The organism is Acinetobacter sp. MF4642 (genome assembly GCF_002018925.1).
GTDB classification, from domain to species: Bacteria; Pseudomonadota; Gammaproteobacteria; order Pseudomonadales; family Moraxellaceae; genus Acinetobacter; species Acinetobacter johnsonii.
The window spans coordinates 1-23,173 of sequence record NZ_MVON01000007.1 but is presented as its reverse complement, the minus strand read 5'-3'; the positions used below and the strand labels follow the sequence as shown (position 1 = coordinate 23,173).

The 23,173-nt window shown below is 41.8% G+C and carries 19 protein-coding genes; 13 read left to right on the top strand and 6 right to left on the bottom strand.

Annotated features, from left to right (window positions below):
- Positions 1–34: 34 nt before the first annotated feature.
- The 3 genes from catA to MF4642_RS05635 all read right to left on the bottom strand — a co-directional run bounded on the left by catA (position 35) and on the right by MF4642_RS05635 (position 2,530).
- On the bottom strand, positions 35–955 hold the full coding sequence (catA, locus tag MF4642_RS05645) for a catechol 1,2-dioxygenase (RefSeq protein ID WP_004693187.1): 921 nt from the start codon (positions 953–955) through the stop codon (positions 35–37).
- 145 nt (positions 956–1,100) lie between these two features.
- Positions 1,101–1,391, bottom strand: coding sequence for a muconolactone Delta-isomerase (gene catC, locus MF4642_RS05640; protein ID WP_005399484.1), 291 nt, complete (start codon positions 1,389–1,391; stop codon positions 1,101–1,103).
- 29 nt (positions 1,392–1,420) lie between these two features.
- Positions 1,421–2,530, bottom strand: a complete 1,110-nt coding sequence (locus MF4642_RS05635) for a muconate/chloromuconate family cycloisomerase (protein WP_010326681.1) — start codon at positions 2,528–2,530, stop codon at positions 1,421–1,423.
- 115 nt (positions 2,531–2,645) lie between these two features.
- Between MF4642_RS05635 and MF4642_RS05630 the strand changes: the two genes are divergently transcribed.
- The 4 genes from MF4642_RS05630 to MF4642_RS05615 all read left to right on the top strand — a co-directional run bounded on the left by MF4642_RS05630 (position 2,646) and on the right by MF4642_RS05615 (position 7,891).
- The gene (locus tag MF4642_RS05630) at positions 2,646–3,560 is read left to right on the top strand and encodes a LysR family transcriptional regulator (RefSeq protein ID WP_005399482.1); all 915 of its coding nucleotides are present in this window, start codon (positions 2,646–2,648) and stop codon (positions 3,558–3,560) included.
- A 280-nt stretch (positions 3,561–3,840) separates the two neighbouring features.
- On the top strand, positions 3,841–5,208 hold the full coding sequence (locus MF4642_RS05625; RefSeq protein ID WP_078425584.1) for an MFS transporter: 1,368 nt from the start codon (positions 3,841–3,843) through the stop codon (positions 5,206–5,208).
- A gap of 240 nt (positions 5,209–5,448) precedes the next feature.
- Positions 5,449–6,726, top strand: a complete 1,278-nt coding sequence (locus MF4642_RS05620; RefSeq protein ID WP_078425583.1) for a DcaP family trimeric outer membrane transporter — start codon at positions 5,449–5,451, stop codon at positions 6,724–6,726.
- Positions 6,727–7,003: 277 nt separating this feature from the next.
- Positions 7,004–7,891 carry a DMT family transporter gene (locus MF4642_RS05615; protein ID WP_078425582.1) on the top strand — a complete coding sequence of 296 codons (888 nt, stop codon included), beginning with the start codon at positions 7,004–7,006 and terminating at the stop codon, positions 7,889–7,891.
- Positions 7,892–8,099: 208 nt separating this feature from the next.
- Here MF4642_RS05615 and MF4642_RS16940 read toward each other — a convergent pair whose 3' ends face one another.
- Positions 8,100–8,261: a hypothetical protein gene (locus MF4642_RS16940; RefSeq protein ID WP_004979714.1), complete on the bottom strand. Its 162-nt coding sequence runs from the start codon at positions 8,259–8,261 to the stop codon at positions 8,100–8,102.
- Positions 8,262–8,666: 405 nt separating this feature from the next.
- Between MF4642_RS16940 and MF4642_RS05605 the strand changes: the two genes are divergently transcribed.
- From MF4642_RS05605 to MF4642_RS16655, 7 genes are all read left to right on the top strand, one after another.
- Positions 8,667–9,503 carry an SDR family NAD(P)-dependent oxidoreductase gene (locus MF4642_RS05605; protein ID WP_078425581.1) on the top strand — a complete coding sequence of 279 codons (837 nt, stop codon included), beginning with the start codon at positions 8,667–8,669 and terminating at the stop codon, positions 9,501–9,503.
- 130 nt (positions 9,504–9,633) lie between these two features.
- Positions 9,634–10,542, top strand: coding sequence for a cation diffusion facilitator family transporter (locus tag MF4642_RS05600; protein ID WP_004693172.1), 909 nt, complete (start codon positions 9,634–9,636; stop codon positions 10,540–10,542).
- 65 nt (positions 10,543–10,607) lie between these two features.
- The gene (locus MF4642_RS05595) at positions 10,608–11,036 is read left to right on the top strand and encodes a cation efflux protein, CzcI-like (RefSeq protein ID WP_004693170.1); all 429 of its coding nucleotides are present in this window, start codon (positions 10,608–10,610) and stop codon (positions 11,034–11,036) included.
- A gap of 47 nt (positions 11,037–11,083) precedes the next feature.
- A complete protein-coding gene (locus MF4642_RS05590) occupies positions 11,084–12,406 on the top strand; it encodes a TolC family protein (RefSeq protein ID WP_078425580.1) in 1,323 nt (440 codons plus the stop codon).
- Position 12,407: 1 nt separating this feature from the next.
- Complete coding sequence (locus MF4642_RS05585; protein WP_078425579.1) at positions 12,408–13,643, top strand: efflux RND transporter periplasmic adaptor subunit; 1,236 nt, start codon at positions 12,408–12,410, stop codon at positions 13,641–13,643.
- Complete coding sequence (locus MF4642_RS05580; RefSeq protein WP_078425578.1) at positions 13,633–16,779, top strand: efflux RND transporter permease subunit; 3,147 nt, start codon at positions 13,633–13,635, stop codon at positions 16,777–16,779. The genes MF4642_RS05585 and MF4642_RS05580 overlap by 11 nt, the downstream gene beginning before the upstream one ends.
- A 205-nt stretch (positions 16,780–16,984) precedes the next feature.
- Positions 16,985–17,098, top strand: a complete 114-nt coding sequence (locus tag MF4642_RS16655; RefSeq protein ID WP_010326689.1) for a hypothetical protein — start codon at positions 16,985–16,987, stop codon at positions 17,096–17,098.
- 116 nt (positions 17,099–17,214) lie between these two features.
- On the opposite strand, the gene MF4642_RS05575 is transcribed toward MF4642_RS16655, so the two are convergent.
- A complete protein-coding gene (locus MF4642_RS05575) occupies positions 17,215–19,308 on the bottom strand; it encodes a TonB-dependent siderophore receptor (RefSeq protein WP_078425577.1) in 2,094 nt (697 codons plus the stop codon).
- Between the two features lie 408 nt (positions 19,309–19,716).
- Between MF4642_RS05575 and MF4642_RS05570 the strand changes: the two genes are divergently transcribed.
- Positions 19,717–21,852 (top strand): TonB-dependent siderophore receptor, encoded by a 2,136-nt coding sequence (locus tag MF4642_RS05570; protein WP_078425576.1) that lies wholly within the window; start codon positions 19,717–19,719, stop codon positions 21,850–21,852.
- A 275-nt stretch (positions 21,853–22,127) separates the two neighbouring features.
- Positions 22,128–22,835: an SDR family oxidoreductase gene (locus MF4642_RS05565; RefSeq protein ID WP_078425575.1), complete on the top strand. Its 708-nt coding sequence runs from the start codon at positions 22,128–22,130 to the stop codon at positions 22,833–22,835.
- Between the two features lie 223 nt (positions 22,836–23,058).
- Here MF4642_RS05565 and MF4642_RS17340 read toward each other — a convergent pair.
- Positions 23,059–23,173: IS3 family transposase (locus MF4642_RS17340; protein ID WP_413772799.1), on the bottom strand; the 115-nt coding region annotated here is incomplete at its 5' end.

Genomic DNA, 23,173 nt, shown 5'->3' with positions numbered 1-23,173 from the left:
ACTTTGCAGTGGCTATTTTCGGTTCCAAGGGTAATTAAGCGCTAGCGCGACGACGCTCAACTTCAGTTGATGGTGCAGCCGCTTGGTCTTTCACCAGTTCAACATTGAATTGAATGTGTTTGAATGGACCAGTTAAACCACGGCGCGCAATTTCAGCTTCATCGGTAATGTCGACAGCGGTAGCCACTAAGCCTTCACGTGTTGCAAATGCAAAGTCATCCCACAGGTATTGGTCACCCTCAATGTTAAATTGCGTAGTTAACTTACGGTAGCCTGGTGCAGATACGAAGTAATGTACGTGCGAAGGGCGGTTACCGTGACGGCCTAACTTGTTCAATACAAATTGAGTTGTCCCTTCTGGTGGGCAACCATAACCAACAGGCATCGTGGTGAGAGCAACGTATTTGCCATCTTGGTCGCTAATGATTGAACGACGTAGATTGAAGTCTGATTGTGACTTATCGAAGAAAGAGTAGTTGCCTAAGCTATTGGCATGCCACACTTCAACTTTTGCACCTTCAATAATCTGACCATCAGTGTCAGTCACTGTCCCTTCAATAATTAAAGTCGGAATTTTGCCTTCTTCAGAACCATCATCCATACGCGCAAATCCAACCGATTCAGGTGCGCCAGCTACATATAAAGGACCTTCGATGGTACGTGGTGTTCCGCCTGTAATGCCTGCTTTGGCATCGGCTTCATCTGCACGTAAGTCAAGATAGTGCTCAAGACCAAGACCAGCCGCAAGTAAACCAAGTTCGTTGGCTTGACCCGCATCCGTAAAGTATTCAAGACCTTTCCAAACTTCAGTTTGGCTCAAATCTAAGTCTTCAATCGCTTGGAATAAGTCACCCAATAGGCGAACCACAATTTGTTGAGTACGTGCGTCTACAGAACCTGTTGCTGTATCCACATTCATTGTTTTGACTAATGCATCAATCTGTTGACGATTCATACTATTTCTCCTTAAGTATGTTTGCTGTGTGGTGGCTAGCTTTATGAATAGGTTGAAAAGCTTAGCTGCCACGTTCCTTGTTAATTTCTTTCACTAGATCATTCATTAGGTTCCAGTGATTAAATTGCATAAAATCTTTTTTCAATTAACGATCATCTTCGCGAATAGAAGATGGATGTCGGTTTAAAGGCATCACTTCAATGTTCATATACGGGTACAGGGGTAAACCTTGCAAAATGTTGTGTAGCTCTTCATTGCTATCTACATCAAAAATACTGATGTTTGAGTACTGACCTGTAATGCGCCAAATATGTCGCCATTTGCCTTGAGCTTGTAGCTCTTGCGAATATGCTTTTTCGACTGCTTTAATTTCACTGGCAGTTTCAGCAGGCATATCCAGTGGAATGTTTACATCCATACGTACGTGAAAAAGCATGTGTAACTCCTAAACGGTTAAGACGTCGCTTAAGCGCGGCGCAGCTGATCAATCTTGTTTTCATCTAACTCAATACCAAGTCCTTTGCCTTGGGGTAAATGCAAGGCGAAGTCAGTGTATTGAAGTGGGGTTTTTAAAATATCTTGGGTTAACAGCAGTGGGCCGAATAACTCGGTGCCATAAGCTAAATTTTCAAAGGTCGAGAACAAATGTGCCGAAGCAATCGTGCCGACTGCACCTTCAAGCATCGTTCCGCCATACAAATCTATGCCGGCTAAATTGGCAATCTTCGCGACTTCATGACCTTCAATTAGTCCACCAGACTGAGCCACTTTCACTGCAAAAACAGAGGCCGCATTGGTTTTGGCTAAACGGTAAGCTGAGCTTGGTCCCATGAGCGATTCATCCGCCATGATGGCAAGATCAAAACGTCGTGTTAAACGCTGCATTGCATCAATGTTATCGATCGCACACGGCTGTTCAATTAAGTCAACACCACCATTTTGTAAAAGTTGAATACCCTTAATCGCATCTAGCTCAGACCATGCACGGTTCACATCGACACGGATAGAAATGTCCGAACCCAGTGCTTGTTTAATCGCAAGAACATGTTCAACATCTTCTTCTACACGGCGTGAACCGATTTTAAGTTTGAAAATATTGTGGCGTTTTGCCTCAATCATTTTTCGGCCTTCAGCAATATCTTTTTCAGTGTCACCAGATGCCAACACCCAAAGTACAGGTAAGCTGTCACGTAAGCGGCCACCTAACACTTCAGAAAGGGGTAAATCTAAACGTTGCGCTTGGATGTCGAGTAGAGCGGTTTGAATTGCACATTTGGCAAAACGGTTACCATTAATATTCTTTTTCAAAGCACGCATGGTTTGTGCGATGTTTTGAGCTTTAAGGGACTTCAATAAAGGTGCAAAATAAGTTTCAATATTGGTCTTAATACTTTCTGGACTCTCTTCACCGTAGCCCAGTCCGCCAATTGTTGTCGCTTCACCCCAACCGACAAAGCCATCTTCAGTGCTGATTTTCACCAAGACAAGCGTTTGCGTTTGCATAGTCGCTACCGCCATTTTGTGTGGGCGAATAGTGGGGATTTCGACGAGTAAGGTTTCTATAGATTTATACATCTTAACTCTGCGCAGCCTTGCGTTGTGTACCTGATTTGATATACCTTAAAAGAATAAATATGAACTGTCGAAGATCAAATTAGCATTTTAATATATCTTAAAGGTATAAATAGTCATGGAATTGAGACACCTCCGCTACTACGTAGCTGTTGTAGAAGAGCAGAGTTTTACCAAAGCTGCTGAAAAATTATTCATTGCACAGCCTCCCTTAAGCCGCCAGATACAAAACCTGGAGGCTGAATTGGGGGTGCAATTATTTGAACGTGGCAGCCGTCCACTCAAGACCACGGAAGCAGGACAATTCTTCTATCAACACGCTGTTAAACTTTTGTCTAATGCCGAAGAAGTCAAAGCCATGACACAGCGTGTAGGCTTGGTTGAAAAAACGGTGACCATGGGCTTTGTGGGATCGTTGTTATATGGGTTGTTGCCTAAAATTGTGTATTTATTTCGCCAACAGCAGCCACATTTAAAAATCGAATTGATCGAAATGAGTACCAAAGACCAAATTCAGGCCTTAAAAGAAGGGCGGATTGATGTTGGTTTTGGACGTTTACGTATTTCGGATCCTGCTGTACGTCGGGTTTTACTGCGTGAAGAACCGTTGATGTTAGCGGCACATTCTAGTCATCCTTTGACTGCGCAAAAACAAGGCGTGTATCTGTCGGATTTGGTCGATCAAAACTTATTTCTTTATCCAAGTCATCCCAAGCCAAACTTTTCTACCCAAGTCCAAGGGCTATTTTCAGAATATGGACTCGAACCTAAACACTTAAAAGAAGTCCGTGAAATACAGTTGGCACTAGGGTTGGTTGCAGCTGGAGAAGGAATCTGTGTGGTTCCTGAAAGTGCACGAACCATTCAACTCCCGCATTTGAACTATATTCCAATCTTAGATGATGCAGCGACCAGCCCCATTTTTCTGGCGATTCGTTCCATGGATGAAAGTGAGGACATTCGTTCATTATTTGATTGTATTTATCAGGTCTATGACCTTGAAGCGATCAAATATGACCGTGCATTTATCTAAGCTTAGGGATTTAAATTCCACAATACTTTGAAAGTCTACATTTTAAATAGAGCCACTTCAGCCATCCTTGGGGATGGCTTTTTTTATAGTCATAATCGCTTGGTTTTGCTTATTTTCTGTCTCTCACTGAAATTATGGGTTATATAAGCTATTTATTTAAAACAATAAAAACCTTAACCGACCTTAAAGGTATAAATATAGAGTTATTCGGTTTTGGACAAGAAAGCTACTTTTGCTGCAATGTGCACAGCAACAAACATTCGCAAGCAGGAGGCTTAAAGTGAATACAAATCCAGTTAACATCAACACGGTGGTCGATGAAGCCAAATTTACGCCCTTTCATTGGAGTGTACTCATTTGGTGTCTACTGATTATTATTTTTGACGGTTATGATTTAGTCATCTATGGCGTGGCACTGCCACTTCTGATGCAAGAGTGGGGACTCAGTGCAGTACAAGCAGGTTTACTTGCGAGTACCGCATTGTTTGGCATGATGTTCGGTGCAATGAGCTTTGGTACGTTGTCTGACAAATTGGGCCGTAAAAAGACCATTATGATTTGTGTGGCTATTTTTAGTGGCTTCACCTTTCTAGGCGCATTTGCAAGTAATCCTATTGAGTTTGGTATTTTACGTTTTCTTGCGGGACTTGGCATTGGTGGAGTGATGCCAAACGTGGTCGCACTCATGACTGAATATGCCCCGAAGCGTATTCGTAGCACACTCGTGGCGGTTATGTTCAGTGGTTATGCTATTGGCGGGATGACGTCAGCTTTACTGGGTGCATGGTTGGTAACAGACTATGGTTGGAAAATCATGTTCTATATTGCCATCATTCCATTTCTGGCTTTACCAATTCTTTGGAAGTTTTTACCTGAGTCTTTAATGTTCCTGACTAAAAAGGGTGAAACTGAAAAAGTCCGTGAAATTGTGCAAAAAATTGCACCTGAGCAAGCAATTCAGCCAGAAACGACATTTAAGCTCAACGAACCTGTTGCTGGTGATGATGCTCCATTAAAAGCATTATTCCAACAAGGACGTACCTTTAGCACCATGATGTTTTGGGTGGCATTCTTTATGTGCTTACTCATGGTTTATGCGCTTGGAAGCTGGTTACCAAAACTAATGATTCAAGCAGGTTATTCGCTTGGTGCAAGTATGATTTTCTTATTTGCTTTAAATATTGGCGGTATGGTGGGAGCAATTGGCGGCGGTGCGCTCGCAGACCGTTTCCACTTAAAACCAGTTTTAACAACCATGTTCACCGTGGGTGCTATTGCACTAATTCTACTTGGTTTCAACAGTCCACAAATGGTGCTGTACTGTTTAATTGCAATTGCGGGCGCAGCAACCATTGGTTCACAAATTCTACTGTATACCTTTGTTGCACAGTTCTATCCAACTGCGGTGCGCTCTACAGGGATGGGCTGGGCTTCAGGCATAGGACGCATTGGCGCAATTGTTGGACCAGTATTAACAGGTGCATTATTAACTTTTGAGTTGCCACATCAAATGAATTTTCTCGTGATTGCGATACCAGGTGTGATTGCAGCTTTGGCAGTGTTTATGGTCAATTTAAAAGTGTCTGTAGATGGTGAAAAAACCAAATCAAAACAAGTGTTTGATGCAGTTAAATCGACAGCCAATTAAATAATACTGAACCCATGAGTCTAGTGCATTAGTAGTAGGCTCATTTCAAAAACTGTATGAACTGTTAAAATCAATTTGCTTTTTATAAGTTGTTTTTTAACGCGATTTTTAATGCGATAAAAAGTTTCATTTTAAAGTATTAAAAGAAATGCATTGCGTTAGAAAACAGCGATGAAAAAGAGAGCTAAATATTAAAGAGTAAAAGTCAGGACAGACTTAAATACACAGGACCCGTGTTAAATGAAACAATTTAAGAAGAACGTTTTAGTTGTCACTTTATCCATGTTAAGTAGTGCAGCATTACATGCACAAACCAATACAACGGCAGAGATTGAGCAACTTAGAAATGAAATTAATGCGTTAAAACAAATACTTCAACAGAATACGCAGCAACAACAGCAGCAAGCTGTTAAATTGAGCGCTGTTGAACGTCAAGTGTTGACGACGCCAAAAACGGTTGAAAAAACGGGTTTAGGTTTGACCAAAGGTGGGGCAGAGTTCAACTTATACGGTAATGTTCGAATGGACGCATCGTATCAAGCTGAAGGTGGTGCTCGTGATATGCCCTATAACCAAATCAATAGTGTACCTTTAGACGGAAATGCTGAAAATAGCGATCGTTTAAGATCAACCCTTTCAGCAACGCGATTAGGTTTGGACTTTAAAGCACCAGTCGCCGATCAGAACTTAAATGCTAAAATTGAGGTCGACTTTTTAGGCGGTGCAAACCTTGATAATTTACGTATTCGTCATGCGTATTTAAACTATGGTAACTGGCTAATTGGTCAAACGTGGTCAAACTTTGCGACTCCAGACTATATTCCTGAAACGATTGATGCTTTGGCTTATGTGGGTGCTTCAATTAAACGTACCCCTCAAGTGCGTTATACCCATAAATTCACGCCAAATACCAACTTAGTCGCGGCAGTGGAAGACCCGAAAGATGCCGGCATGAGCCAACGTATGCCTGCATTTACAGGACGACTAAATCATAAGTTTAATGATGCCCTTTCAGTCAGTGGACGTGCAATGGCGCATGAAAAACGTATTCAAAATCAAGAAGAGTGGGCGTATGGCGTAGGTGTTGGTGCCAAATTTGATATTACTCCTGTGACTTCTGTGAAAGCTGACTACTACCATGTAAAAGGTGATAGCAGCTTTGTATCCTTTACAAACCCTGGCGTAGTTGCAACAGGAACAAGTATTGAACAAAGTGAGTTTGACTCAATTACTGTTGGTTTAACACAGAAGTTTAATGACAAATTACGTGGTACTTTGGCTTATGGTTATATGACTTTTGATAAAAATCAGGACTACCTTGATGCTGTAGCTGATGATACCAAAATCAATAAAAACTTATGGCAAGCATGGGGTAATTTATTCTATAGCCCAGTTCAGCCTGTTAGCCTTGGCGTAGAGTATGTTTACGGTGAGCGTGAAGCATTTGCACCTGCGGCAAATGGTAGTAAAAAAGGTGAAGACAACCGTGTGAACTTGGTTGCGATTTATAACTTCTAATACTTGAAGTGATAACCCGTTTTCACTTTGATATGTATAGATCGAAGTGAAATTTCACATAGAAGCCGAAGGATAAGCCCTTCGGTTTTTTATGTCTTGCTGTTTAATTTCCTCAATACTCAATTTTGAGGAAATGTTGCGAAAGTAATGCAATAGTAGAAGTTTCGTCAGAACTTAAGTTATTTGTCACATAAGAATAAGTCATGAAAATAAAGCACAGTTGCTGCCATCAACGGGTTACATTAGGTGAGGTAAGTAACTGTATATAGAGTACTTGATGACAATAACATGGATTCTTTTTACGCTTATGGCCGCTTTCATGCAGGCTTGGCGCAACGCTTTTCAAAAGCAACTCAGTACTACTGTAGATGTTTATGGAGTAACTCTAGCGCGGTTCATTTTTGCTTTACCTTTAGCACTGATTTACATCAGTTGCCTTTACCATTTCCAACCTGTGACAGAGTCCGTCTATTTCAATCTCCGTTTTGCTATTTATGTACTTATTGCAGCATTGAGCCAAATTGCAGCGACAGCCTTGATGGTGCAACTTTTTAAGCAAAAAAATTATGCAATTGGGGTGGGTCTTGCTAAAAGTGAGGCAGTACTTGCCGCGATTATCGCCGTGGTCTTTCTATCCGATCATTTAAGCCTTTTAGGCTGGTTTGGGGTTGCTGTCGGAGGTTTTGCAGTTTTTTTAATGTCCAAAGGGCGGGACTTTTCTGATTTTTCCGTGCAAACCTTATGTATAGGTATCGGTAGTGGTTTATGTTTTGCCATTACCTCGCTCTTGGTACGTGAGGCCAGTTTAGAACTAGATAATTTACCATTTATTCACCGTGCTGCTTGGGTGCTCTTAATGGTGATTGGGACACAGTGCTTTTTACTTTTAATGTATTTGGGTATATTTCGCCGTGCAACATTATGGGCCATGTGGCAGCGTATTGGACTTACATTTCGTGTCAGCTTATGTAGTTTTTTGGCGTCACTGGGTTGGTTTAGTGCCATGAGTATACAGTCCGTGCCCATTGTAAAAACTTTGGGGCAGGTTGAGATTATTTTTAGTATGTTGATTTCAGCCTACTTCTTTAAAGAAAAGCTGGCACGTGCTGAACATCTTGGTATTGTATTGGTAGTGATTGCAGCGTTTTTAGTGATTTGGGCTTGAAGTCTGATCTTTACACATCCCCGTCATTCATTTGTAATGACATTAACCATTCAAAATATAATTTAACTGCCGTTTTACTAGTCTTCAACTCAAAAAAATAGAGATTAAACCCATGTCTAGGTTTAATCTCCAAAGTGTATTTTCTCGTGGAGTTTAATTTTGAGGCCCGAATTTAGATGTTGATATTAGTGCAGCAAACTTCAGATTCTTATTGAAGAAGGTAGTTTTGATCTGCACCGACAAAGAAAATCACACCTATACAAAAAAGCCCACAGTAAATCGCAAACCAGATAATCATGTTTTTAAAAGCTTTATCTGAAATTGAACTATCTGCATATTTTGCTGGTTTTTTTGAGTCTAGATCTTTCATGGTTACTGCACTCAACTGAGGTGATGAGTACATTATGCAAAGCAAACAACTGATGAAACAGGTACAAAAACAAGATTAAAAAAATATAACAGATGAAGCAGAATTGCTCAGGGCTGTTATAGTCTAAAGCCTGTGAGGACAGTATATAGATATCAGTAACTTGCTTTCAGTTTTTAGAGCCCTATCACTTGAAAATACAAAAAAATAAAAAATGATCTTATATTTAAAATACCACTCATGAATTTTATACATACTGAATCATTAGAAATGATCATTTCATTCATGACTGTATTTTTTGTACATTAACTAAAATAGCACCTTGTCTGCGTAGACTAGAGCACTTGAACCTTCAGCATGGCGTTTAAGTGTAAAACGATATTTAGAACACTATATTTAGAGAGCATTATGAAAAATTTTGAGAATAAAGTGGCTGCGATCACAGGTGCAGGTTCTGGCATTGGGCAGCAGTTGGCGATTCAACTTGCAAAGCAAGGTACACATTTGGCACTCAGTGATGTTAATGAACAAGGTTTGGCGGAAACCTTAAACCACGTCAAAGATTATCCTGTTTCAGTCACGCTCACAAAACTAGATGTTTCAGACCGTAAGGCAGTAGAGGACTGGGCAAAGCAGTGTGAGCAAGACTTTGGGCAGGTCAATTTAGTTTTTAATAATGCAGGGGTCGCGTTAGCGAGCACTGTTGAAGGCTTAAGCTATGAAGATGCCGAATGGATTTTCAACATCAACTTTTGGGGTGTGGTGTATGGAACCAAAGCTTTTTTACCCTACTTAAAACAAAGTGGTTCTGGGCATATTGTGAATATTTCAAGTTTATTTGGACTTACTGCTCAACCTACTCAAAGTGCCTATAATGCGACAAAGTTTGCTGTCCGTGGTTTTACCGAGGCACTACGCCAAGAACTAGACCTAGAAAACTGTGGTGTCAGTGCAACTTGTGTTCACCCGGGTGGGATACGTACTAATATCGCCAATAGTGCTCGAATGAGTGACAGTATTCGTGCGCTGGGTATGAACCCAGAGCGTGCTAGCCGTTCTTTCAATAAAATGCTTAAAACCCCGCCAGATGTGGCAGCACAGGCCATTTTAAAGGCTGTAAAAAAAGATGAGCGCCGTGTCTTAATTGGAACAGATGCCAAAATTATCGATCTGGTACAGCGTATTACACCAACAGGCTATACGCAGGCCATGAGCTTTTTGACAGGGAAAAAACGCCGTAAATAAAGACGTATTCACATGAAAGATGATTTTATTGTTTTAACCGAGTATACTAAATCGAGTAATTTTTAAATTAAAAAAAGCTTCGATTTCAATGCTAAAGCATTCCGTTAAATAAAATGATAAGGAGTCCTACATGAGTGGTTCTCATAACCATGATCACAGTCATGTTGAAGTGACTGCAAAAAATGCCAAGAAATTAACCATCGCACTTGCCCTGACGTTTACCTTCTTAATTGTGGAAGTGGTGGCAGGATTTATCACGCAAAGCTTGGCCTTACTGTCCGATGCAGCGCATATGTTTACCGATGCCGCTGCTTTAGCGATTGCTTTAGCAGCCATCAAAATTGGGCAAAAACCTGCCGATGATAAACGTACTTTTGGCTATCAACGGTTTGAAATCTTGGCAGCTTTGTTTAATGCCATGATGTTGTTTGTGGTAGCCATTTACATTTTATATGAAGCCTATCAGCGTTTTAGTCAGCCACCTGAAATTCAAAGCTTGGGTATGTTGGTTGTTGCGGTTCTGGGTTTAATCATTAACCTGATTTCAATGAAGATTTTGGTGTCGAGCAGTCAAGACAGCTTAAATGTGAAAGGGGCTTATCTTGAAGTGCTCAGTGATGCCTTGGGCTCTGTGGGCGTGATCATTGGCGCACTTGTGATTTATTTCACAGGTTGGATGTGGGTAGATACCGTTATTGCGGTGTTGATTGGCTTTTGGGTCTTACCTAGAACTTGGGTGCTACTGAAACAAAGTATCAATATTTTGCTCGAAGGTGTACCAAGTGAAATTGATATCGAATCTTTACGCAATGATTTGCTGGCTTTAGAGGGTGTACAAGGTATTCACCAGCTTAAAGTTTGGGCCATTACCTCTAAGAATGTGCATTTAACAGCGCATTTGATTGCACCTGATGTAGATCAGAGAGCTTTATACCACCAAGCTGTGGAGTTATTGGGGCATGAGCATGGGATTACGCAAGTGACTTTGCAGATTGAAGAAGATGAATGCCATCCACACCAACATGAACATAGTCATTAAAAAAGACTTGACCTTAGAGTTAGTCTAGGCTTTACAATAGCGTCACTTTATTTCAGTACGACATTATGCGTTCTACCACGTGGATTAGCGTCTTAGTTGCTTTATTCATGTTCCAAAGTCTTTGGAACGTGGCGGCAGCTTTTTGCGTCCATGAAGAACAAAAAACTCAAGTCGTGACGCAACAAAATTTTCATTTTGGCCACCATCAAACCACCTTGTGTGTGTCTGATGATAAGGCACACCAGCAAAGCAGTGCCGATAGCCATACTCAAACGGCAAATGATCAGTTTGAATTGGGTGAAGACCATCAAGACCATCAAGATCATTTGCCTTCAATGGCACATTTGATTATTCCGAAAGAAATAAACTATCAAATGCCGCTCGCGTTTGAAGTTCGTGAGCGTCCGCAGTTTTTTTGGCACAATGCCTATCAAGCCCCTGATTTATTGGGGCAACATCCTCCTCCTGAACTTTCCCCGCTAATGGTGGGGTAGCCTAAAACATTTCCCACCACTTCTTCTAAAAATTAGTGGGAAAAAACATGTCGAATCAATTTAAGGCGTTTATACGCCAAGCCCTTGCTGTGGGCATAACAACAGCCGCGATGCAATGGAGTTTTGCCGAACCGATCAAGACTTTGGATGAAGCTTTAGCAAAAGTAGAGCGCTATCAAAACCAAAGCGACATTGGGCAACAGCGTCAAAGCATTTCAGAGCTGAACATCAAAAACAGTGGCCTATGGCAAAATCCTAGCTTAAATATCAATCAAGATGGTTTGGGTTCAAATACCAATCAAGAGCTCAGTATTGCCATCAGTCAGCCCTTAGATGTTTTTGGACAGCGTAAGCTTAATCAAAAACTCGCAGAAACAGCGCAGCAACAAGGACAGTTACAACAACAACTGTGGACAGCACAAAGCCAATTGGTGGTGAAATTTGCATGGTCTCAGTTGGCTTTGGCACAAGTTGAAAAATCGCTGTACGCAGCACAACTCAAAGTGAGTCAAAACAATTTAGACAGTGCCAAAAAACGTTATCAGGCGGGCAGTATTGCTTTGGTTGACTATGAACGTGCGCAAATCGAAAGTTTGGATATGCAGCGCTTATACCAACAAGCGGTACTGTCAGAACAAGTCGCACAGCGTCAACTCTCAAACCTTTGGGGCGAAACCAAAGCCGATATTCAACTCAATGCGACCTCAATGCCATGGCCAGATCAAAGCGATGCCACAGTACAGCGCTATATTGCTGAAGGTTGGTTGGAAAAGCTATATGCACTGAACATTCAACAGTCCAATTTAAACATTGAAAGTTTAAAAGTGCAGGCACGTCCCAATCCGACCTTAAATGTCGGCATGAAACGGAGCCAAGCACCGAATGAAAGTAGCGATACCACATTAGGTGTCGGCGTGGATATTCCGCTGAATATTTTTAACCGTCAGCAATACAGCATTCCGATGGCCCAGCGTCAGCAAAGCCTGTTGAATCAGCAGCAACAGCGTGAGTTAAAACAGCAGATTTTAGATATCGCCAATGCCATGCATGAGCTCAAAGGACTAAAACAGCAGTTCAGTGCGATCAGTCAACAAACCACTTTGGCAGAACAAGTGCAAGTCCGCACGCTGCAAGGTTTTAAAGCGGGAAAGCTGTCCATTACCGACATCCAACAAGCTAACTCACAACTGCAAAGCATACGCCTTGGGCAGTTGCAGTTATTACGTCAAGCTTGGCAGACTGCATTGAGCGCAGAAGCACTCAGCCTCGGTACCAGCTATGAACAGATCAGTAGTTCAGATGCTTATAGTCAAATCAGTAAAATTTCAATCGCACAAATACAAGACCTCATCCTTGGCGGAGCACAATAATATGCAACTAAAAAACCAACTTGGAAAAATATCACAGCCATTGATGATTGGGCTTTTGCTTCTAGTAACACTCCTTATTGCTATAGGAATTTGGTTTAGCTCGAAAGATAAAACCACTGATGAACATGCGCATGCAGAACATGAAGAATCTGAACATGCGGATGAACCCGAGGCAGAAAAAGGACATGCCGAGGAGGGTGAAATTCAACTGACGGCACAGCAACTGACAGAGCAAGGCATTCAAATCGCTTCAGCTCAACAAGGTGTGGTGTCTCAAGTCACCGTGCTACCCGGAAAGCTTGTGGTCAATACCGATCAGCAAGCTCATATTTCGCCAAACTTTGGTGGGCATGTGGAACAGGTGAATGTTGAGCTTGGTCAAAACGTACAAAAAGGACAAACCTTAGCGGTATTGTCTGTCCCTGAACTGATCGATCAACAGGCCAATTTGCGGATGGCACAAGCTAGTTTGGATTTGGCACGTCAAGATTATCAACGTGAACAGCAGTTATGGTCACAGGGCATTTCTGCTAAGCAAGACTACCAACGGGCAGAAAATGCTTACCGACAAGCGCAGATTACTGTGCAGTCAGTGCAAAGCCGCTTAAACGCCCTAGGGGCAACAGGTGGAGTAAATGGTCGTTTTGTCATCAAAGCCCCCATTTCAGGTGTGATTAGCCAAAAAGATATCGTGGTGGGTGAAAACGTACAATTGGCCGATCAACTTTTTGTGATTGAACAATTTAAAGAGTTATGGCTTGAATTTAATCTGCCTGCTCAGTACTCAGGTCAGTTACAAGCCAATCAGAGTCTGACATTTAAGCCGAATGCTTCTGAGCAAAAATATGAAGCCGTCATCCAAAGCTTAACTTCTCAAGCCGATGCGCAAACAGGACGTTTGGTGGTACGTGCTAAATTAAAAAGCCAAGCGGCTGAACTACGTCCAAATGTTTTGGTGAATATCTTTTTAGACAATACCAGTTCAAAAACAGCACTTCGCGTCCATAAAAGTGCTATTCAAAACATTGAAGGTCAAACTTCGGTATTTGTGGTCGACGCTGAACAAAAAGGACAAGTGTATTTGAAAGCTAAGCCCGTTCAACTTGGGCAAGCTTCAAATGACGCTCAATGGGTGGAAGTGATTTCAGGCTTAACCGAAGGTCAGCGCTATGTCAGTCAAGGCAGCTTTGTCCTTAAGTCTGAACTAGAAAAAGGCGAGGCTGATCATGCACACTAATCATGATTTACCCAAGCCTGAGGGTTTGTTTGAACGAATTATTCAGTTCTCTATTCAAAATGCAATTTGGGTCATGCTCTTTGTATGCACGTGGATCGCGGTCGGGGTTTATAGCTATCAAAAACTGCCGATCGATGCAGTGCCCGATATTACCAATACGCAAGTACAAATTAATACCCAAGCCAATGGTTTTACCGCACTGGAGGTTGAGCAGCGGATTACCTATCCAATTGAAACTGCAATGGCGGGTATTCCAGATTTACAGTTGACTCGTTCGATTTCACGTTATGGTTTGTCGCAAGTCACCATCGTATTTGAGGATGGCACAGACATCTATTGGGCACGTCAGCAGATTAATCAGAGGGTTCAAGAGGTCAAAGCGGACTTACCCAGCGATGTTTCCCCAACCATGTCACCAGTTTCGACGGGTTTAGGTGAAATTTATCAATGGGTCATTAAAGCCGAACCGAATGCCAAAAAAGCCGATGGTACCGCTTATAACGCGATGGACTTGCGGGAGATCCAAGATTGGATCGTTCGTCCACAATTGCAACGTGTTGCGGGGGTTGCCGAGGTCAACAGTATTGGTGGGTTCAATAAAACCTATGTGGTTGCTCCCGACTTAAACCGTATGCAACAGTTAAATATTTCCTTAAGCCAACTGCAAACCGCTTTACAGGAAAATAATGAAAACCGTGGTGCTGGTTATATTGAGGAAAATGGTCAGCAACTCACAGTGCGTGTTCCAGGGACACTCAATAGTATCGTAGACATTGAAAATACAACGGTTGCCAGCCCAAATGGGAACCCCATTCGTGTGGGGGATATTGCGCAGGTTTCAATTGACCATGACCTCCGAACAGGAGGCGCAACCTATAATGGAGAAGAAACTGTACTCGGCATTGCTATGATGATGATGGGGGAAAACAGCCGAACGGTGTCTAAAGCTGTAGATGCCAAAATTCAAGAGGTGCAAAGCAGTTTACCGCAAGGTGTCAAAATAGAAACCGTTTATGACCGCACCACGTTGGTAGAAAAAGCCATTAAAACAGTGCAAAAGAACTTGGTTGAAGGCGCAATCTTGGTGATTGTGATCCTGTTTTTATTCTTAGGTAATATTCGTGCGGCGTTAATTACAGCCTGTGTGATTCCACTGTCTATGCTGTTTACTTTAACGGGTATGGCACAGCAGAACATCAGTGCCAACCTGATGAGTTTGGGTGCATTGGATTTCGGTATTATTGTCGACGGTGCAGTGGTAATTGTTGAAAACTGTATTCGGCGTTTAGCCCATGCACAACAACTGCTCAAACGACCGTTGACTCAGTCGGAACGTTTTAAAGAAGTGTTTTTGGCAGCGCGCCAAGCCCGCCGTCCACTCATTTTTGGTCAGCTGATTATTTTGGTGGTGTATTTACCGATTTTTGCACTGACTGGTGTAGAAGCAAAAATGTTCCACCCAATGGCTTTGACGGTTGTACTTGCACTCGTTGCGGCCATTATTTTGTCGATCAGCTTTGTACCTGCAGCTGTCGCACTTTTTGTCAAAGGTGACATTAAAGAAATAGAAAGCCGTTGGATGCTGTGGCTAAAGGATCGTTATCAGCGGGTATTGGACTGTGCCTATCAGTATAAAGCGGTGGTTTTAACCTTTGCACTGTGCTTATTGATATTGACAGGAATACTTGCAACGCGTATCGGCAGTGAGTTTGCGCCACAGTTGAGTGAAGGTGACTTTGCTGTACAGCAACTGCGCTCTCCAAGCACAGGCTTAGAAGAATCACTTCGTATTCAGGAAAATACGGAAAAGCTACTTCTGAAGAAATTCCCTGAAATACAGGCTATTTTTGCGCGAACAGGCACGGCTGAAGTGGCGACCGATGTGATGCCGCCAAATATTTCAGATGGTTATGTCATGCTGAAACCCCGTGATACATGGCCAAATCCAAAAGAAACACTCGATGAACTGCGTAGCCGTATGCAGGCCTATTTAGCAACATTGCCCGGTAACAACAGTGAGTTTTCTCAGCCAATTGAACTGCGTTTCAATGAGTTAATATCGGGTGTGCGTAGTGATGTCGGTGTCAAAATCTTTGGCGATGACATGCAAGTATTAAATACGGAAGCTGAAAAAATCAGTAAATTGATTCAGCAAGTTTCAGGCAGTACCGCCGTTAAAGTTGAACAAACATCGGGTTTACCTTTGCTCAATGTGGAAATTGATAAAAGTTTGGCAGCGCAATATGGCCTAAGTGTCAAAACCGTACAAGACTATGTGTCAGCAAGCATTGGCGGACAAAATGTTGGTGAAATTTTACAGGGCGACCGCCGTTTTGACTTTGTGATTCGGCTCAGTGAGCAAGATCGTAGTGTCAATGGGATTGCGCAACTGCCAATACAGCTTCCAAATGGTGGCAGTATTTTACTCACCGATATTGCCACTGTAAAAATGATGGATGGCATCAATCAAGTCAGCCGTGAAAATGGCAAACGTCGTGTGATTGTCACGGCGAATGTGGAAGGGCGTGATTTGGGCTCTTTTGTCACAGAAGTACAAAGTCAGCTTAAGCAGTATCCGTTACCAAGTGGTTACTGGATTGAATATGGTGGTCAGTTTGAAAATCTGGCCTCGGCACAGGCTCGAATGCAGATTGTGATTCCACTGGCATTATTAACGATCTTTATTTTGCTGATGGCTGTTTTCCATAACATCAAAGAAAGCTTGCTGGTGTTCACGGGTGTTCCATTTGCCCTAACTGGTGGTGTGCTTTTCTTGTGGTTAAGAGACATTCCTTTGTCAATGTCGGCGGGCATTGGTTTCATTGCCTTGTCTGGGGTTGCCGTCTTAAATGGTTTGGTCATGCTGACCTTCATTAAAGAGCTAAGAGAGCAATACCGTTTACATGAAGCCGTTTGGCAGGGAGCGATTTTGCGATTAAGGCCTGTTTTAATGACCGCTTGTGTAGCGTCTTTAGGTTTTGTCCCAATGGCGCTTGCCACGGGCACAGGAGCAGAGGTTCAACGTCCACTAGCGACCGTGGTGATTGGTGGAATTATTTCTTCGACGTTATTGACCTTGGTGCTATTACCAGTGTTGTATCGTTGGATGAATGCAAAAAAAGAAACGAAAGTTTAATCCCTTAATCAGTTGAAGCATGAGGAGGCAAAATAGTCTCCTCATACTTTTTTATACTACTTGATATCAGCCTGACCGCTTTGGGGAGTTAAAAATGGCAAATCTGTTATAGTCTGTTATATTTTTTTCACAAAGAACTGTATCTGTCCTTTCGTATAGGAAACTTTAAAATAATGAATATAGATAGAGCGTTGAGGTATTGAAAATGAACTTTTTACTGAAGAAAAATAGAGCTTGGTTTGTATTCTTTATCATTACTTTATATTCGTTTCTTGGATTTTTTCTTGGATTTATCATTTGGGAATATTTTTTGAAGTAAGTACATAGTAACGCTAAAGAAAACTAAGGCAGCTAATACTTCAGAAACTAATCAGAATCTTAATTTTCTGACTACCAGACTCGACTCCTAACGAGACAAGTCTGGTTGTATAAACCTTAAAACTTCCATTGCACCGAGATAGATGCATTTAACGGGTCGTCAGGTTGAATCCACATATCGCTATAGCTTGCAACATAGTACGTTTCGTCTAAGAGATTGTGCACATTGAACTGATAACGTAGCTGATCTGTTGGCGCATAATAAGCATTTAGATTCAACAAAGTGTACTCAGGTAAGTTGAATCCGTTATCTGTACTGTGTCCACTACGTTTGCCCACATAGATTGCCGTTGCACCCAGCCCAACTTTGTCTGCATTGGCAAGGGTCCATTCATAGTTGCTACTGATAGAGCCGCTGTGCTTCGGCACATTGCTGAGTCGTGAACCTTTAGCAAGAATTTGGTCTTTTTCAACTTGGGCGTCTGTATAGCTATAATTGGCACGTATAGAGAATTGATCATTGAGTTGTGTCTCTAGATCCAACTCTAGCCCCTTACTTGAGACTTCTCCAGCGGTGATTTGATAGTTACTATCTGCTGGATCTGTGGTTAAGACATTCTCTTTATCCATTTTAAAGAGGGCTAAACTCAGCAAACTCTGTGGGGTAATCTGATATTTCCCACCAATCTCATAGTTTTTGCCTTTTTCAGGGTTAAACACATCGCCGTTTCGGTCCATGCCACTGTTGAGTGCAAAGGATTCTCCATAGTTGGCATACCATGACCAACGATCATTCAGTCGATAGTTTAAACCCAAGCGTGGACTGGTTTGTTGTAAATCCTTTTTATTGGATGTACCTGCAAGTTTATTTTGAAAGTCTTGGGTGACGTGATCAAAGCGCGCACCAAACAGCACACTCCATTGATCATTGAGGAAAATTTGATCTTGTAGATTCAGTGCAAAATAGCGTTGCTGTTCTTCGGTGTTAATGAAAAGTGGCAGCTCGGGTAAGTATTGTCCATAAATAGGAGTATAGATATCAATGCTATTTGGCACGCTACTGCTGTGGTTTCGACGCAGTTGTAATTGACGGTACTTCATCTGCCCAAGTTCGGTACTTAAAAGGACTTCATGGCGTGCCCAGCCTTGTTGGATTTTCCCAAGTAGTTCCGTTTGAAAGAGAATGTCATCACTTTTATTGTCACGGTAGCGACGCTGGCGCTCTAATGTCCGTCCATCACTTTGAATACGACGAGGTTCACTGGAAAAGCCTTTGAGCTGAGTATCTTTCACACTGAGGGCATTATTCATTTTCCAGTCATCATTAAACTGATGTGCAAGTCGAAGCTGATAGAAATGATCTTTTTGAATATGATCTCCATCATCAGGTTCCCCTGTAAATGTTTTAGGATCCATCACAAATTGTTTTTGATAACTACTTACACCACGGTCGAAGGTTCCATCTTGTCGGGTAAATTCACTGTCAAAATCTAATTGAGTTGAATCTGAAATTTTCCATGTGAGTTGAGGGGAGAAAAACCAACGCTCACTCTGCACATGATCACGAAAACTTTGATTATCTTCATGTGCGACCGCAATACGATAAGCCACAGCATCACTGATTGGGGCAGTATGTTCAAAACTAGCACGGTATTTTTCTAAACTATTGGCACGTAAATTCACTTCTGAAGAACGTTCCCATTCAGGCTTTTTAGTGTTGATATTCAGTAGACCGCCAGCTTCCCCGCGGCCATAGAGCGCAGCCATTGGGCCTTTTAAAAAGTCGAGAGATTCTATATTCACCATATCTCGTGGAGCACTGAGTCCACGGTTGACACTCAGACCATTTCTGATGATTTGTGCCCCAATATTGGGGTCTGTACTAAAACCTCTAAATGAAAAGTTATCCCAAAAGCCGCCACCATAATTGGTTTGACTATAGACCCCGCTCACTTGCGTGAGTGCATCGTCAATACGTTGCACATCTTGTTGCTGAATTAACGCTTTGGATAACACACTTCGACTAAATGGCACGTCTAAAATGTCATGTGAAAACTTAGTCATTGCGGTGCTTTGTTGAAGGTTTTCACCCTCAGTTTCGGCTTGTAATTGGATGGTCTGGAGTACTTCTGTTGAAGTTTCGGCCCAAGTGAAAGAACTCAGCAGACTTAAATATATGCTTGAGGAAAAAAGAGAGAATTTATTCATCATGAAGGAGAGTAGGTTAGATTTTGTATTGTTATGTTATAACATTTTAATGAGTTTGTAGTTAAAAAATCACTCTAAAGTTGAAAAAATGGCTTAAAAAAATGAAATAAATCAACCTAATCTTTTAGGTTCCAATCTACAATACACTGCTTCAAGTCAGCTAAAGTCCCAATACCATATGCTGTATCAAATACGACTGAAGATCTGGAACGCAGATCAACGTTATAATTTAAAAGCAAGTGGTAAACTATAAACTCAATTTCTAAATCTTCACACTCAAAGCTATCGCCAGATAATTAAAAAAAAAGCTGAGATATGTTGAATAATGTGCTTGTTCATTCTACAAAAATTGTGAATACTCATGCCGCAAAATTCAGGCTGTAAATTTATCTTTTGGGGTTAGCAACGACAGTGAAAACGTATCCATTTTCTCGTTTACAAAAAGCATTATTGGCGGTTGGTTCATTTTCATGTCTAGGGCTGAACTCGGTATGGGTACATGCGGCAGAAGAGAGTGATGTGGAGCAACTCGCAACCATTACAACCACTGCTCAGACTGAACAATTGGCTTATTATCAACCTAAAGTTAATTTGTCTGGGTTTGGCCAGCAAAACCTTGCAGCAATCCCGGCATCTATTCACACTGTTACTGCTGAACTGATCGCAGATCAACATGCGAAAACACTGAGCGATGTGGTAAAGAACGATGCGTCCGTTGGGGATGGTTATGCACCCATTGGCTACTATGCAAACTTTGTAATGCGGGGATTTAGCCTAAATGCCGGATCAAGTTATTTACTGAACGGTAATTTGCTTCGTGGTGAGCAAAATGTAGCGCTTGAAAATAAAGAGCAAGTCGAAATACTCAAAGGCATGAGCGCGATTCAAAGTGGGATGTCGACCCCAGGTGGAGTCGTGAATTATGTAAGTAAACGCCCCAAAGATGTCCAATCTTTAACTCTTGAAGCAGATAGTCATGGCGGTAGTCGTGTGGCAACAGACTTTGGTGGATGGCTTGGAGACAATCAACAGTTTGGTTATCGTGTGAATGCAGCGTATGAAGACATTCATCCCTATGTTGAACATGCTGACGGTATACGTTTGTTTGGTTCCTTGGCTTTAGACTGGAAAATTTCAGATCGTTCAAAACTTGAATTTGATCTTGAATCACAGCGTCAAAAACAGCGTTCGGTACCGGGCTATCAGCTATTGGGCGGTGAAACTATACCGACAGGAGTGGAATGGGATCGTTTGCTAGGCTATCAAAGCTGGAGTAAACCTGTCACTAATGAAAGTCTAAATACGAGTCTTAAATATAGTTATCAAATCAATGATAACTGGAGTAGCAATCTGTCGGCTTCACAAAGCCGTGTGGTCGTAGATGATTACTCAGCTTTTGCCTATACCTTTGATACTGATGGTAACTATGACATTTATGATTTCCGCAGCCCAGATGACAGTTATCTCACCCATCAATTTAAAACAGGTTTGAACGGAAAATTCAGCACTGGAGCATGGCAACATAGCCTGAGTTTAGAGTTATCACATGCTTACAAACGTCATACTCAGTATGAATCTACTTATAGTATGGTGAATGTTGGCGCTGGAAATATTTATAATGATCCTATTACTCACACACCGAATGACAGAGATTTAGGTAATCATTACAAATCATTGGATAGTCAACAAACAGCCCTCAACCTGTTGGATCAAATCGAATTTAATGATGCATGGTCAGTTTTGCTGGGCGGTAAGCTTTTACATTTAAATGAAAGTGCCTATGCTGCGGATGGCAACAGTATCCGTGACACCGACTTTAATCGCTTCTTACCACAGCTCGCGTTGATGTATCAGCCTTGGCAGAACACTCATCTGTATGTTTCGTATGCAAAAGGAATCAGCGACGGCAGTCAAGCGCCTGCATATACAGATAATGCTTATGTTACCTTAGCACCAAGACGTTCAACTCAATATGAATTAGGTCTTAAACAGCAATGGCAAGAGCTACTGATTACTGCCGCGTTGTTTGACTTAACACAAGACCATCAATATACCAACTTAGACAACTACTATGTCACCGATGGTGAACAGCATAACCTAGGTTTGGAATTGGGCTTGCAAGGTCGCGTTGCGGAAAATCTGGATATGATATCGACTTTGGCTCTGACTCGTTCACGTTTGGAAGATGTACAAGTAGATGCTTATAAAGGACATCAAACTCAAAATGTACCGACGGTTCGTTTTGCCAATCATGTGTCTTATCAAATGCCTCAAGTAGAAGGTTTACGTTTACTCGCAGGTATGCAATATAGCAGCAGTAAATACGCCAACAAAACGGGGACCGTTAAAGTTTCAGGCTATACCGTATTCGATGCGGGTGCAGCTTATGACTTCCGTGCTTATGGTTATAACAATATGCTTCGCCTGAATGTGGACAACCTGTTCAATAAAAAATACTGGCGAGATGCAGGAAGCTTCTTCGGGGATGACTATTTATTTCTGGGTACACCGCGTACAGCACAATTTTCATGGACTGTGAACTTCTAAACAGAAATCGCTAGGTTTTAGGTTTTCTAAATTCTCCAATGTTGGGTCGTCGGAAAACCTATTACTAGTGTGATTGATGTTAGATGTGGACTTATTCATTGACATAATGATGACGGTTGAATAAGTCTACAGAAATAGGTTTGTATAGAAAACTTTTACTGGACTATGATCAAAGCGAATTCTTAAGTTTGTGAATCAATATCCCAAAGCACTCTTTGAGGGTTTGATCTCAAGCGTTTTTTACACCTTGAGTTATCGTGATAGAGAGACATTTTATGTTTGATAAGAATAAACGCGCAATCGTGGTTGGTACTTCAAGAGGGATTGGTCTAGGTCTAGTTAGAGAGTTGCTCAAGCAGCACTGGCAGGTTATCGCGACCATCCGAGACATAGAGCAAGTCTCTACAGGCTTAAATCAACTGCTTTCTGAGTATCCCGACCGACTTGAATTATCCGAATTAGATTTAAATCATGTACAAACAGTTGACCATTTACTCAGTAAATATCATGAAAAATCCATCGACCTACTGTTGGTTTCTGCGGGCATTCTTGGGCCAGAACATCAACGCGTTGAGCAGTGCACGCCCAATGAGATTGCCAATCTGTTTTTGGTAAATAGTATTGCACCCGTGACGATTGCGAGAAAACTTCTTCCTTTGATGAAAGAAAAGAGTGTCATTGCATTTATGAGTTCTCGCATGGGAAGCGTTGCTTTAAACGATGATGGAAGTATGGAGCTGTATCGCGCAAGCAAGGCTGCTCTCAACAGTATCACACGTGGCTTTGCAATAAATGAGGCAATTCCTGCCCAAATAGGCGTGCTGAACTTACATCCAGGATGGGTGCAAACTGAAATGGGCGGAAGCCATGCACCCGTCAGCGTAAAAGAAAGCACAACGGGCATTGTACGTGTGGTTGAGGATTTTATTGGCAAGAATGAACAACAGTTTGTCGACTTTCAAGCTCATGAAATAGCGTGGTGATAACCACAGCCTAAATAATGCAATACAGTTCCTCACTCTTTGAGGGACTTCATATTGCTTTCATCCTAAATAAAATAACAATATGCTAAAAAGTGCGATAACCATTTAAAAATAGTCGTACCGTATTTTGAATATTTTCTTGTAACTGTTCTGTATTGGGTAAATAGGACTCATCTCAAAACTATGAACCGTACCGGGTTTGTCGGAGACTTTTTTATTTAAGTTAGGCCACCTGACCTAACGGGTTAATCTTATCATAGTACATTGCTTCAAACTCAAAAGGCGATACATAACCCAGTGCACTGTGTACACGCTTTTTATTGAACCAATATACCCAG